The organism is Neorhodopirellula pilleata, assembly GCF_007859915.1.
Taxonomy (GTDB): Bacteria; Planctomycetota; Planctomycetia; order Pirellulales; family Pirellulaceae; genus Rhodopirellula; species Rhodopirellula pilleata.
In genome coordinates this window covers 60,746-77,777 of record NZ_SJPM01000014.1, presented here as the reverse complement: position 1 = coordinate 77,777, position 17,032 = coordinate 60,746, and the positions used below count along the sequence as shown (strand labels likewise).

Below are 17,032 nucleotides of genomic sequence, written 5' to 3'. Positions count from 1 at the left end.
TCTGCCTTTAATTGTGTGGCGGTCGGCGAGAGGTTCGATTCCTTGCGTTCCCATCTCATTCACGTCTCTGGTGTAACGGTAGCACTGCTGATTCCAAACCAGTTAGTCAGGGTTCAAATCCTTGGAGACGTGCTCGGAAGTTTGAAGAATGAAGTTAGAAGTTTGAAAAGGTGGTCACCGGTTTTTCTTGCAGATCGATGTCAATATGGCGATCAGCTCATTGGCTTCTGCCGTGATCGGTTCAAGACGAGATGAAGGAATTACCTCGGTCTTCGCTAGCAAGCGTAACCAATAGTGTGTTTCGCGGGCCTCCTTCGCCGCAATCGAATATTTGTGAACGAAGTCACGCTTGCTTTCGCTTGCCTGGGCTTCTTCCACATTAGCGCCGATGGATGTACCCGATCGAAGCAATTGCCGCATCAATGTCGCAGCAACACTGCTATCGCTCTCCAACGCGAGACAGAGCCGTACGATTCGCTCGGCAAACGCAAACGTTCGGTCGGGTAAGTCGCTCTTCATGACAATAATCTAACGCATTTCATTTCAAACTTCCTCCTTCGAACTTCAAACTTCCAGAGTCCTGTGGTCCAACGGCGACGACACCTGTTTTACACGCAGGAAACGATGGTTCGATTCCATCCGGGACTACTGCCAGCGTCACGGTGACGCTGGCCCGCACTTAACCAAGGAGAACGACGATGTCCAGAAATGTGAAATACGTGCAATGTGCGATGAGACGCCGCATCACTGGCGGATCAGTGCAAACGACATCGTACATCCCGCAAGAGTTTGCAAAGGTCGGCCGCGTGCTGAGGCTCCGAGACGACAACGTTGGTTGGGTCGACGGCTGGGTGGTCGAGTGCGTCGGAGATCTGATCGTTGACGGCGACCAGCTCCCTGATTCGCACAAAGCGATCAAAAAACATCGCAAGTCGACGGGCGACAGTGCTCCGCGACTGCAAGCCTAATACGTTGGCAGCCAAGGGAAGGACGCGGTCGGTCGCGTCCTTCCCACGGCACCAGCGATCGACGCCTAGATACGCCAACCGGCCGAGCGGCTCGCCTTAAACCCGAGTGTTTGCAGGTTCGACTCCTGCTCTGGGCACTGCAACGAAGATCAACATGGGGCGCTCGTCCAACGGGAAGACGTCTGTTTTGCACGCAGAAAATCGGGGTTCGATTCCCCGGTGCTCCACTTTACGCAAACGCTGAGGTAGGCCAACGGCGAGCCGCTTGTCTTAGGAACAAGTGCTTGCGGGTTCGACTCCCGCCCTCAGTACTGACTCAACATGCTGTGGTACGCAAACCGGCAAAGCGGCGAATTTCAAACGTTCGTGTTTGAGGGTTCGACTCCCTCCCGCAGTACTTCGATTCAAACAGCCAAGTGGTGGAACCGGTAGACACGCGACACTCAGAATGTCGTGCCCACAGCGGCGTGCGAGTTCAACTCTCGCCTTGGCTACTTTCACTCTCAGCAGTGAAACAACGATGCGGGTGAGCCAGGCTCATCCGGGCCTCATAAGCCTGGACTGTCGGGTGCGACCCCCGGATCCGCTACTTTTGGCTAGCTGATTAGCAGTTGGCTTGTTAGCGATTAGCTTTTTCGGATGGACCGGATCAACGCTGCCAAAACTTTCGATGTCTCTGTCAGTTTAGTTCTCAGCTCTGGCATTTCATCGGCAAAGCCGAGGCGGAATGCGAGCGATGCCTGATACTCAACCTCTCGAAGTGAGCCGTATGCGATGTCTAGGAAACGAACGAAATCAGCTTCGCTTTGACGTCCGCATCCTTCGACGATGTTTGATGGGATCGACACCGCGGCCCGTCGCATTTGTGATGTCAATCCAAATTGTTCCTCCTGCGGAAAACTCGACGTGAATTTGTAGATCAGCAGTGCAATCTCATCCGCCAAAGTGAAGGCCCGAAGTTTCGTGTGGTCTCGCATGTCTTCTTCTCCTGTTCTTTGCTAATGGCTAACCAGCTAAATGCTAACAAGCTACTTCGATCGCGTGGTCCAGCGGCTAAGACGCCTGCGTGACAAGCAGGAGACCGATGGTTCGATTCCATCCGTGATCACCTTTCGGAAGTTTGAAGAGTGAAGTTCGAAGTTTGAAACGAAGGCAGCGAACCCATTTCAATCTTCACCCTTCTATCTTCACACTTCATAAATGGGCTGGCATGTTCCAAGGGGGCGACTGATCCTTGCAAGATCGGTGAGAAGGGTTCAATTCCCTTCCGGTCCACTGATCGTAGCAGGCAGACTCCGTTCTGCCGTTCGCAGTAATTGACGGCACAGCGGAGTGTGCCTACGACGCTCACGGAAGGCAGCCGGATACGGTTTGCCGGGCCGCACTGCTAACGCGTGCCACCTTCGGGTGATGAGGGTTCGACTCCCTCGCCTTCCGCTTTTGCTAGCCGTTTAGCGGTTAGCAAATTGGCGGATTAGCAAAGATGAGAATAGCTAACTGCTAATAAGCTAAATGCTAACCCGCTAATCCTGGCTCGATGGTGAAACGGACATCATCTCTGGCTTCTAACCAGAAGTTCCGGGTTCGATTCCTGGTCGGGCTACTGCCGATATTCGCAGTCACGTTGGCTGCCGGCATCCATTCGCTTGTTTGACACTTTTGAAAGGCAATGTCATGAGCATGCAAAGGATCGAGCGTCAATTCACGCGGATTGGTGCTCGAGCAAAACTCCACCCTCCCATCTTTCAGCGTTGGGGAGTAACTCCCGAAGTTTCGATCGACATCGGCAATGACGCCGAGGGCGAGTTCTTCGATATTGCGATTCAGCCTAGTTTAGTGGCCGAAACGCAAGTGATCGACGTTCAACCGTCGATGCGTCACCTGCTGTTGATGTCGCGACAAGACGACGGGAAGCACAAGTTCTTGTGCGGGCACGACGAGCGTCACTGGTTCGTTGCTGCGGTTCCGGAGCGGGCAAGCGTGTCGAGCGTTCAAACGGCGTTTGATGCCTTGAAACCACCGGCCGTCCGCGGCTTGGAACGACGACTCGGCGTGAAGCCGCGAAAGCGGAACCTCCGACGCAATGAAGCGTTCATCCGTCAAGGGGAATGGTTCTTCGTTCCCATCGTCAACCAAACGTCGATCAGTCCGCGTTTGGCACTTCGGAACGAACCGATCGCACGTGGTGGTGGAAAGCCTCACCTCTGCGAGGAACTGGTGCGGCAGGGCGGACAACTGGTTTACGTCACTCATCGTTATCCAAACGGATTGTCTGAGATGGAGCGTCAGCGGCTAGTCAGTCGCAATCCCGAGCTTCGACATCTCCCGTGGGTAGCTCAGCGACGAAATCCAAGAGTGTTCGTTCGCGGACGTGTTCGCCATCCAGACCACAAGACCATCATCTTGAACGGTTGGCACCAAGTCATGATGAACACTGAAAACGAGTCGATCGCAATGCGACATGTCGCATTCATCGACTGAAGTTCGGTCCCGCATTCTGGTGCGGGGCCATTTTTCAAGCCGACGTGGCTCGATGCAGAAAGGCACCGCGCTTGACCGTGTTCCATTTTTGGGCTCGCTCATGCTGGTGCGAACCCAGTCGTCGGCTCTGATCTCTCAAACATGACTCGTGAGTGTGCTGGATAGCACGGCAGTCCTCGAAACTGTCGGACCAGGTTCGATTCCTGGACGAGTTACTTGCCTCGGCGGCGTCAGGAGCGAGCCACCATTTGGTTCCTGCGATCACCTCTCGGAATGAACGCTCAGAATTTCCACATCTGAAAGCTTGTTCTCCACATCGGCTCCGCTCCGAGGCTCCTTACACGACCACTAACAACAGAAACGCAAGCATCGAAAGGAGGTGCGACATGATGATTTCAGGTGCAGGACGAGAGTTCATTATCAAGGATACGCACCGCGGTTTGTACTACGAAGACGGCAAGCTAACCAAGGTACTCGAAGCGGGTCGCTACAAGATTCCACCGCGTAAGCAGTGGTTCAACGAACTGCCAACTGTCGAGTGCATGCTGGTCGACATCCGCGAACGCGAGCTGACGATCAAGGGCCAGGAAATCCTGACCGCTGACAAGGTCGCGATCCGAGTCAGCATCTTGGTGCAGTTCCGCGTGACCGATCCAAAGGCTGCGATCCACACAGTGGACCAGTTCGAGGATCGACTTTACAGCGATGTGCAATTAGCGGCACGTCGTTCGCTGGCGTCGATGAATCTGGAAGAGATTCTCACCAACCGAAACCGATTAAGCGAAGATATCCTTTCGGATGTGACCGAGTCGGCGAATGGCTACGGCGTTGCGATTCGTCGCGCTGACGTGAAGGACTTGATCTTCCCGGGAAACCTGCAGGAGATCATGAACCGAGTGTTGGCTGCGGAGCGACAAAGCCAAGCCCAGTTGGTGGAGGCTCGAACGCGAGCGGAAGTCGAGCAGATCGAGTCGGAATCGCGAGCAGAAATCACGCGACGAGATGCGGAGGCGAATGCAGAAGCACTTCGATTGCGAGAGCAAGCAGAAGCCGAGTCGTTGCGAGCAAAGGTGGATGCGGAAACGCAAGCCTACGAGCAACGTGCAAAGGCAGCATCGGTGTTGGAAGGACACCCAGCATTGCTGCGATTGGCCGAGCTTGAAACGCTTCGTGATTTGGCAAAGAACGCCAACGCACGACTGTATCTCGACCTTGAAAAAGGCCGAGTCAGTCACGAGGAGTAATCGTCGACGAAGAATGATTCGCGAAGGACGCGAGTCGGACCGAGTCGATTGATGTCACTTAGGCAGTGCCGGCAACCAATGATTGTCGGCACTGCATTCGCCTTGCGAGTGTGATGGACAGCACGACGGTCTTCGGAACCGTTAGACGGGGTTCGACTCCCTGGCGAGGTACTGCGAGAGTCGTGAGTCTTGAGCGATGAGTCTTGAGGAAAACACCTCAGGTCTCACTACTCGAGACTCACACCACACCTATGTTCTCGGAGTGTGCCGGATTCGCACGCGACTTTGCGAAGGTCGTAGACCAGGTTCGATTCCTGGCGAGAGCATTCAGAGCTTATAATTCCATCGGTGCAACGCATGGCCCACATCGGATGCCAACGAACCTGAAACGGGTCGACCTGTTTAGCCGAAAGGACCGAAGCATCAGACATTCAATTCTCAAGAAGGATAGGTGAGGGAACACCATGACCAACTACGAAGAAATCCTAAATTGCATTCAATCCGAACCGGCGTACCAAGCAAATCTTGAGTGGGGCAAACCGCGATCGGGGCACCCGGAAGGTTCAATTCGTCAGCACATTATGGAACTCGAACACAATCTTGGACGGCTCAGGCCAAAGTTGTCTGACGATGAGTTCTGGAAACTGCGGGTATTGATTCACACGCACGATACGTTTAAGCCTGATGCAAGTTCGGGCGTAGCGATCGTTGATCCGAACAGCCACGCCTCATTGGCGAGGAAGTTCCTGGAACGATATGTCAAGGATCGCGATTTGCTAACGATCGTCCAGTTTCACGATGAGCCATTTGCTCTCTGGAAGAAGTATCGGTATGGAGGTGACCACAGCGAACGGAAGCGACAGTTGCTTGAAGTCATAGATGACTGGGATCTACTCCTCGCCTTCCTGATCGTTGACGGTTGCACAGCAGGCAAGTCGACGGAACCGCTTGAGTGGTTCTTCGCAGAGATCGAGCACGAGGTAGAATCGAAAGTTGATGCAACTTGGATCCAAATTGCCGCGAACCATGGACTCGGCAGCGAGTCTTAATCTGCAACGTAACGCTGGAGCCAGATGGCCAGGCAACCGGCTGCAACCCGGTCGAAGTGGGTTCGACTCCCACCAGCGTTTCTTGATCGACCAACTGACGAATCGGAATACATCTTTGCTAAAGAACCGTCTGATTCAAAACCTTCGCTGGCCGATCACAACACAACGAAAGTCGCGAGTCTTGAGTTGTGAGTCTTGAGTGGATCGAATTCCCTCGAGTCTCAACCCTCAGGACTCACGGCTCCCCAAAACACGACTGACTGCCGATTTGGAGTACATGGGTTTCTGTGGTCGGAAGACTTTGCGGGTTCGAGTCCCGTCTGCGATCGCAAGATCGTTGTGGTGGAATTGGCAAACACGCAGGAAAGATTCTCTGGTCAACACCTCGTCAGTTGATTTGATCAACCAAACGTGGGAAATCCCACAACCGCACATGATTGACTGCCTGATTGGACTACATCACCTCGGGTGTCGTGGGTTCGAGTCCCACCGAAGTGAACCTTGTGTTCGCTTCGTAGCTCAGTTGGTAGAGCATCGAAATGTCTGATTAACCAACTTCGTCAATCGTTTTTACACACAGCAACCCGTGGGATAGGCATCTTGCCTGTCATCAAGCAGTCGACAAGCTGGAAGCTTATCCCACACCCGATACACGACTAACTGCCGTTTCGGAGTACATCATAATTCGGAGGTTGCGGGTTCGATCCCCGCCGGCATTGCCAAGCGGTGCCGTAGCTCAATTGGTTAGAGCGTCGAAGCGATTCTGATTCAACCACTTCGTTAGTCGCGTTTGCCCCAATCGTCTCGAGAGATCGAATTATGCGTGTTTTACATTCCTGTTTCGCCATTACGACCGGCCGCGAGTAATCCAGGCTCGCGTTTCAACAGAGAACACACATGCACAATTCATTCTTTCAACGATTGCGGAAACATGAAAACCACAACCGAATCCCGATCCAAAACCGTGACGACCGTCGCGGCCAGGATCGCTGGCGAAGACATCGCAAAAGGTGACTACGTCACCATCCTCAGCGAGATCATCGAGCTTCCATCCTACCTATGGGACTGCTCAGGCATCTCACAACCCATCGACGAACTCGTTCGAATTCGCTACTTGCCCAACGCAGCCGGCGAACCGCACAAAGTCGTTGCCGTTTGCTTGCCGTTCGTTTACGCGAAGCGACCCAGAGGAAACCTGATCGCTTTCGACACACGACAGCAACAACTCGTCCGGCTTGACCGAGACAACGGCCGTTCCCTTTGGAAACAAATGGGAAAACCCGCCAAGAAGAAAACGAAATAGAAATCGCTCACGATCGACTGTCGATTCGGAGTACATGTCTAGAAGTTCGAAGTCAGAAGGGTGAAGTGTGAAAGGTCGGGGCTGGATCAATCGGTTCAAACCTCGAACTTCACCCTTCGAACTTTCAGACGCTTCGTCGATCGCGTTTTTGCATCACTACCCGTGGGATAGGCATCCTGCCTGTCACTCAGCAATTGACAAGCTGGAAGCTTATCCCACGAAACAAGACACACTCGACTGCCGGTACGGAGTACATGGCTTTGCAGGTTCGACTCCCGCCCAGCCCGCTTCGTTAATCTCTAACGGGCTGGATCTCTGTCCACAAATTCGTCGAGTGCTTTATCACTTCGTGGGACCGGCAGCGTGCTGGTTTCACTGCATTTCCGTAGGAGGTCAAACATGGCCAACAAGTCTCTATTCCAAAGCATCACCAGCGTCCTGCCACGAGCGACTGTCGTTAACGAAGCAGGCGGCCCAGCGTACAAGATGTCAGCGAAGCACGCGCTCGCCCAAATGGCGGCGACCGGCACGTTCGGTAACGTCTACTACGCGTCCGCGCAAAACCAACTCGACGCAATGCGAAAGCTGATCGACGAGATTGACGACAACGAATTCTTGGCAAAGCTGGCCGTCTACTCACGTGAGCGTGCTTACATGAAGGACATGCCGGCAGCGCTGTTGGTCGTACTGTCGACGCGAGACACCAAGCTCATGCACCAAGTCTTCGACCGAGTCGCGGACAACGGCCGCGTTCTGCGCACCGTTTTCCAAATGACTCGTTCAGGACAGTTCGGTCGCAAGGGTCTGTCGTCTTCGCTGCAGCGTGCGTTCCAGCGTTGGCTGAACGACGCGTCTGTTGGCAAGTTGCTTTCAGCTTCGATCGGTAACGATCCAAGCCTGCGAGACATCTTGCGAATGGCACGTCCAACGCCAAAGGATGACGCGCGTCGAGCACTGTTCGGATGGTTGACCGACAAGCCAGTCGAGAAGTGGGCACCAGCTACGGCTGACAACCTGCCATCGACGGTGCAGTCATTGGTCGCGTACCGAGCAGCTGACACGGCCGAAGCCCAAACGCTGATCGCCGGCGACTTGCAAGTCCGATGGGACTTGCTAGCTGACGCAGCCACGGGACCGCTCGTTTGGAAGGCGATCGCCCGACAGATGGGACCGCAAGCACTGCGAATGAACCTCAACACGCTACTGCGTCACGACGTGTTCAAGAAGCCTGGGATCCTCGGATTCGCAGGAACCGACAACGCGATGATCGACTACGTGGCCGGCCAACTGGCTGACCGAGACGCGATCGCTCGCAGCCGTCAGTTTCCGTACCAGTTCCTGGCGGCTTACATGAACGCATCGGACGAGGTTCCATCCCAAATCAAGACAGCGTTGCATGACGCTGCCGAGATCGCGTGCGGAAACGTGCCAACGCTACCAGGCCCAGTCATCATCGGCCTCGACACGTCAGGTTCGATGGGCTGCCCAGTCACGGGAAACCGTGGTCGCGGCGGAACGTCAAAGATGCGATGCGTCGATGTTGCGGCACTGTTCGCAGCAGCGATCCTGCGTCGCAACCCAGACAGCGTCGTGATTCCATTCGATACGCAAGCTTACCAGGCTAAGGTCGATCCAAGCGATACGATCCTGTCTCTGTCAGCACGCTTGTCGAAGTACGGAGGCGGAGGAACGGATTGCTCGTTGCCATTCGTTGAAGCCAACACGCGATACGCGAAGCAAGCCTTCGCCGGCATCGTGCTGGTCAGCGACAACGAAAGCTGGATCACCTCGGGACGTCGTTACGGCTACGGCCAAAACGGCTCAACCGGAGTGATGACCCAATGGGAGAAGTTCAAGAAGACGCAGCGCGGACACGGTATTGCCGATCCAAAGCTAGTCTGCATCGACATCCAACCCTACGGAAACAGCCAGGCACTCGAGCGAAACGACATCCTAAACATCGGCGGCTTCAGTGACGCCGTGTTCAACGTCGTTTCATCGTTCCTAGAAAACGACGCATCCCGCTTCGTCCGCGAAGTCGAATCCGTCGAACTGTAAGTCGAAAGACGAACAAACCCGAAACGCCCGCGGAGGAGAAATCCCCCGCGGGCGTTTTCTATTTCTCTGAGGATGAACTCGATCGAGGCGTCTTTGAGAGTTCCGACCTTCACTTGCCAACCGTTGTTGCCGCGAGGGCTTCCACCGCGAACTATTGATCCGTGTCAACTTCCAGCATTCGTGACTCAGAAACTTTCTGAAGCTCGTTGAGAATTTCGGGGTAGTTCCCCGCGAGGTATCGAACAATCCTCGCGTTATCCAGAAGTGATTTCAGGTATCCAACCGCAATGACCAAGTTGAGCACGTTCTTACCGTGAACCTCGTCGATTTGCTTGAAGTCCTTCGCGAGTGAGTCCATCTCCCGTTCCATCCTCGCCATGTCGATCAACGAAAGTCCATCGACCTCGCGAGAGCATTCCTTGTCGACCAGTTGCTCGGTTGGCGTCGCCGCAATCAAGCATTTAGAATAGGAGTCCGTGAAGTTGCTCGTTGCACACATCAGCTCGGCCATCTCGATTTGCCGCATCGGGATGACCTTTCGCATCTGAACGAACGTGGCACTCGTTGGTTTCTTACCTTTCAATAGCTCAATTGCTTCGGGGCAAATTCCAACCAGTAAGTCCCGCTTTTTCCGAATTAAGGCAACGTCGATGTCTAGTACGTCCGCGATCTGACTCTCCGATACGCCACTCTTCACCGCTTTCATGATCATGAAATGCTCTTGGATTGCAGTCAAACGATTCACCTTGTGGTTGTAAGTGAACGCTTCGTCGTCGAGAGCAATCAGACATTTGACCTTTTCGAACTTCAGTTCCATCATCACTTCGTATCGAACGTTGCCGTCGAGCAATATGAATTGTCCCTCACTGCCCTTTTGCCGATGGACGACCAGCGGTTCGATCAAGCCGATCTGCTTAATAGACGCCACAATCTGTCGATACTTGACGGTGCCTTTGGCGTTCTTGGGGATCTTTCGCATGGGAAGAATCTCCGAGAGCGAAAGCTCGCGGACGACCGTTTCGCATGCCAGTTGTACTTTTGACGTCATAAGATGGTGCCCCTTCTGTTGAGTTCGGTCGCGAGATAGGTCGGCATCGTGTCGAGTTTTTCAGACCGAAGCAGTTCGACGAAACGCTTGTCGTCGATGAGTTGCCGGATCGCGGACACGACAAACAACAATCGGGTCTCACATAGTTTCGATTTCTGGATGACCAACCGCTGTTTTGCGGATTCAGCCTGATAGGTTTCTAAAAGCTTTTTCCCGGACACCATCGACTTGGTGCGACGTGGGCCACTCCGCAGCGACTTACCGTCAGTTTGTCGTTTTTCGATAAGACGACGCGCCGCAAGAAGCTTTCTTCCACGCAGATCGTTTGACTCGTAGGCTTCGGTTAATGCACGCTGGATATCGTGATCGTCGGCGACCGCGATGGTCACTGCGACGCTGACCGGAATCTGGCCACGTTCGACCGCCATCATGAGTCGCTCTTCGCCTCGTTCGATTAGTTTGATGATTCCGCGAATATATGTGACGGTTAGGTCCGTCTTCCTCGCAATATCGGCGAACGAATACCCTCGCTTTTTAAGAGCACCAATTTCATGAACCATCTCAACGCACGACGGCTTCCGACGAGCGAGATTCTCCACCAAGCTCATCAACAACAGCTTGTCCTCAGGGACGTCAATTACGATCGCTGGAATCTCAGTCTCTCCCAGCCTCTCATAGGCTTCGTAGCGTCCTTGCCCGCAGACCAACAGAAACTCGTCATCGCTGCGCGGTTTCGGTGTGACGGTGATTGGCTTCTTCAAACCAATGTTGGCGATGTTATTAACGATCTGGCGGAATTTTTTCTGTCCCCGATCACGAGGATTGACCACAGTGATCTTATCGAGGGGAATCAATCGGATTTCTTTGTCGTTGGGAGTGTTCATGCTGCCACCTCGATCTTGGTGCGTTCCGACAGCGACGTGAAGTAATCGAGACTGTCGAACTGATAGGTGTCCAAGTAAACGCCATTGGTTTCGCACAACAGCAGTCGAGGCGATTGAATGTCCATGATCGGCAACAGGTAGTAATCGACGACATGCTCGTTGGCAGCATCCATGCGGACCAGGATTGTGATATCGGGAGCGACTTTCTGCTCAACGTTGATCATCCATCGAAGCGAACCTGACTTGGTCTGCCGGCACCGAGAGAGCATCATCGAAGCACTGTATTCTCCGTTGATGAGCAGCAAGTCCGTATCGACGTCTTGGGTGACCGACGCACCCGCCGCGCCAAGACGGGCCATCACATCACCAATCAAGTCAGGGTACATCTCTCGCAACTTCTGATTAATCTCGATGTAATCATAGTCACGGTCGGGCTGATAACCGGCCAACCGATACGCCCGAATCAGACTGCCGAACCGATTACGGTAGGTTGAGGATGTGGGCGTGTTGTCGGCGGCGTCGATCAGTCCGGCTGAAAGGGTGGGGTTTTGCTCCATCAGCAAACGTAAACAGGTAATCATGTCCTCGTCGCTGTAGCATTTGGCTCGCTCCCGGATGATTCCCTGGGCGGTGTAGAACAATTCTTGGCTGACGACCGCCTCGAACGCAGCGTTTTTGCGAATCCAGATGTCTGGCTCGTTGGATACCCGTCGTTGCTTCAACTTGAACGACGTTCGGTTGTAGACGTTGTTGCCGATATACTTTTCATTCGTCAGTAGTTGTCGGACCGTTCCGCGACTCCATGACCTGCCGAGGTCCGTCGCGATACCTTCGGAATTCAACTGATCAGCGATCTGGCGTTCCCGCCGGCCCTCCACGACGAACATCTGATAAACACGATTGACGGTCTCGATCTCTTGTTCTGGTCCCTTCACCAGAATCACGCGGTCAGTTTGCAGGCTCTTGCACTCGCCGCGAGCCAACTGGGCTTTCGCTTCACCCGACTGATCGATCAACATCCGCCGCAGTCCGAACCCCGCCGGCCCGCCCTGACGGTAGCCAAGCTCAATCAGACGACACTGGCCCTGAAACACTTTGGTCGACAATTCTCGACTGTACTCGCCGGCCATCGCTCGCTTGACACTCTTGATGATCGTCGATGTCGGCCCACCATCGTTCTCGAATTGCTCGGCACAATAGTGAACGGAGATGCCGGCTCGCTTGCACAGATATTCGTAGTAGGCACTTTCGTCAGCGTCTTGGAATCGGCCCCAGCGACTCACGTCGTAAACCAGGATGGCTTCGTAGTCGGCCGATCCATTTTGTACGTCCGCGATCATCGCCTGGAGAGAACGACGGCCAGCGACATTCAAACCGCTTTTGCCTTCGTCCGCGTAGGTTTTCACAATCTCGAAGTTTCGTTTCTTTGCGTACTCTTGAATGATGTCATCTTGGTTGGCGGTCGAATACTGCTGATGTTCGGTTGACATCCGGACGTACTGCGCGGCTCGAACCAGTTTCATCTCAGTTTGATCTGTGTTTGCATGCATGACGGGAACTCCTGTTTATTGGCTACCTGGGTGGACTGCGGCAAATAGGCCGTGCGGTTTCACCCAGTATGTCGAGTCCCCGTTTGATTCCCGTTTGACTATTCATGATTCTGCGTTTGATCTGCGTTTGATTTTCAAGCAGTGATCAAACAAGTATCAAACGATAGAACCCGGAATTAGAACCATCGATCGCGCTAGACAGTTCGGCCATTCCTCCCAGAGCCAGTCGATCTCGAAGGCGTTTTGCAACGCCTCGAATGCTCGAGTTCTCACGCGGCCCTCCCCAAACCTCGTCGAGCAGTACGTCGTACGAGATGAACTGATTCGGCGATCGAGAGATGCGTTCAAAGAATCGAAAAAGAAGATTGTTGCCGAGAAAGCAGATCCGACCTTTCCACAAAACCGACTGCGAGTTCGGGTCCACGAGCGAGTTCCGCTTGGATCCGAATAGCTGGAATGTTTGGATCGCAGCCGGTTCATCGTCGAAGCCGATTTCCTGATTGAGCAACTCAATCGCCAGTTCGAGTTGCTGCACTACGATCGCGTGGCTCGAAGCAAGTGTGGCGAGAGCTTCCCTGATCGCTCGCTTTTTTTCAATTTGCACAGTACGAACTCCCGAATCGCTCGATGAAGAACAACGAGATTCGTCGCAGAATTTTGCACTCGTCAACCTCCACGCTAGTCCGAATATTTTGCCGCCGGACAAATTGCATTGGTTGCATAGTTGGCTCGCGAAGCATTTCTCGTCATAAGGTGTTATCGAAAGCAAAATTCGGAATGGTCATTCGGAACCATGCAGCATCACCGCAAACAGTCCGCAAGATCAGTGAGATAGGCTGACGAAGAACGAGCTTGATCCCGTTTCAACATAGGAATTGTGCTTTCCCTGTGCAGTGACGCGCAGCACCGAACTTTATCGTCACTGCGAAACCGTCTTGACCATTTTGGTCGACGATCCAATGCCAAAGAAGCCGTATCCGTGCGCTCAGTATGGTGGGGTTTTTGTCGAACTCGGTGAATGAAAGATCCATTGGGAGGTCTTCGCAGTCCTAGGTAGCCATCTCGTTAGGCGACTTTGAAAACGATAAACTGGGGTGGTTTGAGGTGTGCATCCAAGTCGACTTGCCTCATTCGTTATTAAACACGCTGCAAATGGGGCCGTGATGGCATCTCTCGTTCAAAATTCTGCTGAGAATCCTCGCGTCGGCATGATGGCGATTGTGCGAAAACGTCGGGCCGTCATCAGTGAAGTACGTCCGTTTGATGGTGACGATGGTGTCGTGCACTTAGTGCGGTTGGAATACAAAGACAGCGAGACGCCCGAAACGGAACAGTTGCTTTGGGAATGTGAACCGCATCGCGAACTTCTCAGTCCGGCTGCCGTTCCATTACCGTCCGACCGGCCAATGCCACCGGACGAATTCGATGCCGTCGTCCGAGCCAGTCGCTGGTCCGCGTTGTCGCCCTATCTGGATCCCGATGGCGATGGTCCGTTGGACCGGATGCCGGTGTGCTCGCCGTTTCATGGAGCGGTTCAGGTCGAAGATTATCAAATGGTGCCTCTGCTCAAGGCATTACGGATGCCGCGTATCAACATGATGATCGCGGACGACGTCGGCTTGGGGAAAACGATCGAAGCTGGTTTGGTCCTTCGCGAGTTGTTGATCCGTCGACGGATCCGTCGCGTGCTGGTCCTGACGCCGGCGTCGTTACGCATCCAATGGCGAGATGAAATGTGGGACAAGTTCTCGTTGCCCATGGATGTCATCGACCGCGACGCGACCCAGAAGTTGAAGCGAACGATTGGCATCGACGCCAACCCGTGGCGATCAAGCGCCCGTGCGATCACCTCGTACCATTTTCTCAAACAACCCGATGTCTTGGAACAGTTCCACAGTGCGTGTCAGGTCAGCGAAGACTCACCGCATCTTCCTTGGGACTTGTTGATCGTTGACGAAGTCCACAACCTGATGCCGTCAGCGATGGGCGAGGACAGTGACTTATGCAAAATGCTGCGGCTGGTCGCGCCGTATTTCGAGCATCGTCTGTTTCTGACAGCCACACCGCACAACGGTCGCACGCGTTCGTTCTCCGGCTTGCTCGAGATGTTGGATCCTGTTCGCTTTAGCCAGACCGACGAACTGAAACCCGCCGAACGCAAACGAATCGAACAAGTCGTCGTCCGGCGATTGAAACGCGACATCAACGCTCGCACTGATCCGCCAAAGTTTTCCGAACGAAAAGAGCCACAAGCAATTCCGTTGTCGTTCTCGAAGAAAGAGAGCCAACTGATCACAGCGGTTGATGAGTTTCGCGATGAAGTTCGCAAGATCGTTGCCCAGTCTCGTGGTCGGCGTCGGATGTCGGGCACATTCGCCATCGAGATCTTGGGCAAGCGATTATTGAGCGGACCGGCGACGTTCGCCGAAAGCTGGTACCGGTGCAAACTCGGGCTGTTGGAACAAGACGAGGCGGACGATGGCGAGATGGCCGCGGCCAGCCGCAGCGTTGCTGAGGACACCGCCGACGACAATGAATCGCAGCAACGTGAAGCGTCCGCCACGACCGTCATCGGTGCTTGGCTGAATCATTTCGCCGACGATCTTGCCGCTGAAATCGCCGCCATCGACGATGCGGTCCAGGCTCTTGGTTTTCCATTGCCCGCCTCGGCCGAAGATCTGGAACTGTCCTCATCAAGACACACGATCAATCCCAAAGCGGACGCCCGTTTTGATGTGTTGATCGAACTGATCGAGACACAACTTCAAGACGACAACGGTTGGGACGATGAGGAGCGTTTAGTTGTTTTCACCGAGTACAAAACGACACTCGACTATCTGCTTCGCCGTGTTCGTGAAAAGTTCCCGGACCAGCAAGACAACTTCCTCTCACTATATGGAGGCATGGACGACCTGCAGCGCGAACAGATCAAGGAACAATTCAACGATCCCCATTCTCACGTTCGCGTGCTGATTGCCACCGACGCCGCATCAGAAGGATTGAACCTGCAAGAGACCGCTCGCCATCTGTTGCACTTCGATTGTCCTTGGAATCCAGCCCGCATTGAACAACGCAACGGCCGGCTGGATCGTCACGGCCAAGCCCGCGACGTGTTCACCTATCACTTCATTTCGCAAGAGAACGCCGACCTGCGGTTCATGTCCAAACTGATCCACAAAGTCGATCAGATGCGAGAAGACCTTGGTGCCGTTGGCGAAATCTTGGACGAAGCGATGCACCGCCAAATGATCAAGGGTGAGACCGTCGATCAGCAACAACTCGAATTGCGGTTGGAATCGGCCAAGGGGCAGGCCGAATTTGAAGGCGACGACAGCGCATCGACCGCCGAGATGGACGATAACGATGCGAGCATTGATCGTCTGGAAGCCCTCGCCGCTGAACTGGATTTTGATGGTGACGCCGAGTACGAACTATTGGACGTCGCGATGGGCATGGGTGCATCACGACCGCAACTCGGCCAGCCCGACGCCAAGGGGCGCTGCCGCATCTTGAACCCTGGGCTACCGATGTGGAGCGACACGATCGACCAAACGATTCGCCGCGGCAGCACCGGCAGCGTTGTCGGGGCACTTCCGTACCTCGCATTCACCGCCGATCCCTGCCTGCAACAAATCGGCAACCGGCTCGTCTTTCGGCCTCCCGGCAATCTGCAAATGATGCACCTCGGCCATCCACTGGTGGCCAAGGCGATCGGTTCGCTTAGTCGACGTCGTTATCCAGGCCCGTCCGCCGTCAGCCGCTGGACGGTTCGCACCGGCGAAGTCCCCGCCGGGGCCGACGCATTCGTTTTGCTGCATCTGGAAGAGCTGGCCGTCAACGGACTCCGCGAGACATTCCACCACTGGATACGCACGGTGACGTTTACCGTCGCTGGCGGTGAACTGTCGCCCGCCTTGCCACACGTGCCCGCCCGACAGCTTCGTGGTGCCTCGCCAACAACCGACGAGACGCTCAAAGACCGCGCGGCCGAAATCTTCGCCGACATCGAACTCGACCTTCTCGACGCCATCGCCGGTTTGAAAACCAAGCTGACCGATGAGTTGATTGGGCAGCTTGCCATCGACAGCAAGAGCGCGATCGAACAAGAGAACAAGAACTTCGCAAGTCGACAGGGTGAAGTATCGACGCTGATCGCCGACAACACGCTTGAGAAGATCGAGAAAGAGATCAAGACGCTCAAACGCCAGCGGCAAGAAGGTCGGCTATTCGATAGCGAAGACACCCTGGATGAAATCGACCGCGACATCTCCAAGAAGAAAGAAGAGATCGAGCGGCGAAAGCGGCACTACGAAGAAGTCCGCAGCCAACTGACCCGCGAGCGCGAACGAGTCATCAATCGGCTGCTGCCCCGGCGATTCAGCATCGACGGCGACGCGTCGGTGTTCCCGTTGGCCGTCGAGATTCGTTTACCTGGATAGCCTCCAAC

13 protein-coding genes and 12 tRNA genes are annotated in these 17,032 nt (G+C 54.4%); 19 read left to right on the top strand and 6 right to left on the bottom strand.

The features are described 5' to 3' along the window. Positions 1-61: 61 nt before the first annotated feature. A tRNA-Trp gene (locus tag Pla100_RS24255) sits at positions 62-132 on the top strand. A gap of 42 nt (positions 133-174) precedes the next feature. On the opposite strand, the gene Pla100_RS24250 is transcribed toward Pla100_RS24255, so the two are convergent. Beyond that, the gene (locus Pla100_RS24250; protein ID WP_146581058.1) at positions 175-519 is read right to left on the bottom strand and encodes a four helix bundle protein; all 345 of its coding nucleotides are present in this window, start codon (positions 517-519) and stop codon (positions 175-177) included. 57 nt (positions 520-576) lie between these two features. Between Pla100_RS24250 and Pla100_RS24245 the strand changes: the two genes are divergently transcribed. The 7 genes from Pla100_RS24245 to Pla100_RS24215 all read left to right on the top strand — a co-directional run bounded on the left by Pla100_RS24245 (position 577) and on the right by Pla100_RS24215 (position 1,462). Then, a tRNA-Val gene (locus tag Pla100_RS24245) sits at positions 577-648 on the top strand. A gap of 50 nt (positions 649-698) precedes the next feature. Further along, positions 699-968 carry a hypothetical protein gene (locus Pla100_RS24240; protein ID WP_231603507.1) on the top strand — a complete coding sequence of 90 codons (270 nt, stop codon included), beginning with the start codon at positions 699-701 and terminating at the stop codon, positions 966-968. A 63-nt stretch (positions 969-1,031) separates the two neighbouring features. Continuing rightward, a tRNA-Leu gene (locus tag Pla100_RS24235) sits at positions 1,032-1,105 on the top strand. A gap of 19 nt (positions 1,106-1,124) precedes the next feature. Beyond that, positions 1,125-1,195: transfer RNA gene (locus Pla100_RS24230), tRNA-Ala, on the top strand. A 12-nt stretch (positions 1,196-1,207) separates the two neighbouring features. Further along, positions 1,208-1,279, top strand: a tRNA-Leu gene (locus Pla100_RS24225). Between the two features lie 12 nt (positions 1,280-1,291). After that, positions 1,292-1,365: transfer RNA gene (locus tag Pla100_RS24220), tRNA-Leu, on the top strand. Positions 1,366-1,378: 13 nt separating this feature from the next. Beyond that, positions 1,379-1,462 (top strand) — tRNA-Leu (locus tag Pla100_RS24215). 132 nt (positions 1,463-1,594) lie between these two features. On the opposite strand, the gene Pla100_RS24210 is transcribed toward Pla100_RS24215, so the two are convergent. Next, complete coding sequence (locus Pla100_RS24210; protein ID WP_146581056.1) at positions 1,595-1,945, bottom strand: four helix bundle protein; 351 nt, start codon at positions 1,943-1,945, stop codon at positions 1,595-1,597. 58 nt (positions 1,946-2,003) lie between these two features. On the opposite strand from Pla100_RS24210, the gene Pla100_RS24205 reads away from it, so the two are divergent. From Pla100_RS24205 to Pla100_RS24175, 10 genes are all read left to right on the top strand, one after another. After that, positions 2,004-2,076: transfer RNA gene (locus tag Pla100_RS24205), tRNA-Val, on the top strand. Positions 2,077-2,319: 243 nt separating this feature from the next. Next, positions 2,320-2,405 (top strand) — tRNA-Ser (locus tag Pla100_RS31080). 94 nt (positions 2,406-2,499) lie between these two features. Beyond that, positions 2,500-2,571, top strand: a tRNA-Arg gene (locus tag Pla100_RS24200). A gap of 71 nt (positions 2,572-2,642) precedes the next feature. After that, positions 2,643-3,449, top strand: a complete 807-nt coding sequence (locus Pla100_RS24195; RefSeq protein ID WP_197168191.1) for a hypothetical protein — start codon at positions 2,643-2,645, stop codon at positions 3,447-3,449. Between the two features lie 386 nt (positions 3,450-3,835). Next, positions 3,836-4,693 carry a slipin family protein gene (locus Pla100_RS24190; RefSeq protein ID WP_197168190.1) on the top strand — a complete coding sequence of 286 codons (858 nt, stop codon included), beginning with the start codon at positions 3,836-3,838 and terminating at the stop codon, positions 4,691-4,693. 99 nt (positions 4,694-4,792) lie between these two features. Continuing rightward, a tRNA-Arg gene (locus Pla100_RS31075) sits at positions 4,793-4,864 on the top strand. Between the two features lie 293 nt (positions 4,865-5,157). Next, positions 5,158-5,742 carry a hypothetical protein gene (locus Pla100_RS24185; RefSeq protein WP_146581053.1) on the top strand — a complete coding sequence of 195 codons (585 nt, stop codon included), beginning with the start codon at positions 5,158-5,160 and terminating at the stop codon, positions 5,740-5,742. A gap of 10 nt (positions 5,743-5,752) precedes the next feature. Continuing rightward, positions 5,753-5,823 (top strand) — tRNA-Cys (locus Pla100_RS31070). A gap of 850 nt (positions 5,824-6,673) precedes the next feature. After that, positions 6,674-7,045 carry a hypothetical protein gene (locus Pla100_RS24180; RefSeq protein ID WP_146581052.1) on the top strand — a complete coding sequence of 124 codons (372 nt, stop codon included), beginning with the start codon at positions 6,674-6,676 and terminating at the stop codon, positions 7,043-7,045. 399 nt (positions 7,046-7,444) lie between these two features. Continuing rightward, the gene (locus Pla100_RS24175; protein ID WP_146581049.1) at positions 7,445-9,103 is read left to right on the top strand and encodes a TROVE domain-containing protein; all 1,659 of its coding nucleotides are present in this window, start codon (positions 7,445-7,447) and stop codon (positions 9,101-9,103) included. A gap of 151 nt (positions 9,104-9,254) precedes the next feature. On the opposite strand, the gene Pla100_RS24170 is transcribed toward Pla100_RS24175, so the two are convergent. The 4 genes from Pla100_RS24170 to Pla100_RS24155 all read right to left on the bottom strand — a co-directional run bounded on the left by Pla100_RS24170 (position 9,255) and on the right by Pla100_RS24155 (position 13,189). Further along, positions 9,255-10,151, bottom strand: a complete 897-nt coding sequence (locus tag Pla100_RS24170) for a plasmid partitioning protein RepB C-terminal domain-containing protein (protein ID WP_146581047.1) — start codon at positions 10,149-10,151, stop codon at positions 9,255-9,257. Next, a complete protein-coding gene (locus Pla100_RS24165) occupies positions 10,148-11,035 on the bottom strand; it encodes a plasmid partitioning protein RepB C-terminal domain-containing protein (protein WP_146581045.1) in 888 nt (295 codons plus the stop codon). The genes Pla100_RS24170 and Pla100_RS24165 overlap by 4 nt, the downstream gene beginning before the upstream one ends. Continuing rightward, positions 11,032-12,558 (bottom strand): recombinase family protein, encoded by a 1,527-nt coding sequence (locus tag Pla100_RS24160; protein ID WP_231603505.1) that lies wholly within the window; start codon positions 12,556-12,558, stop codon positions 11,032-11,034. The genes Pla100_RS24165 and Pla100_RS24160 overlap by 4 nt, the downstream gene beginning before the upstream one ends. A 172-nt stretch (positions 12,559-12,730) precedes the next feature. After that, positions 12,731-13,189: a hypothetical protein gene (locus Pla100_RS24155; protein WP_231603503.1), complete on the bottom strand. Its 459-nt coding sequence runs from the start codon at positions 13,187-13,189 to the stop codon at positions 12,731-12,733. Between the two features lie 559 nt (positions 13,190-13,748). Here Pla100_RS24155 and drmD point away from each other — a divergent pair. After that, positions 13,749-17,024: a DISARM system SNF2-like helicase DrmD gene (gene drmD / locus Pla100_RS24150; RefSeq protein WP_146581041.1), complete on the top strand. Its 3,276-nt coding sequence runs from the start codon at positions 13,749-13,751 to the stop codon at positions 17,022-17,024. Positions 17,025-17,032 lie beyond the last annotated feature (8 nt).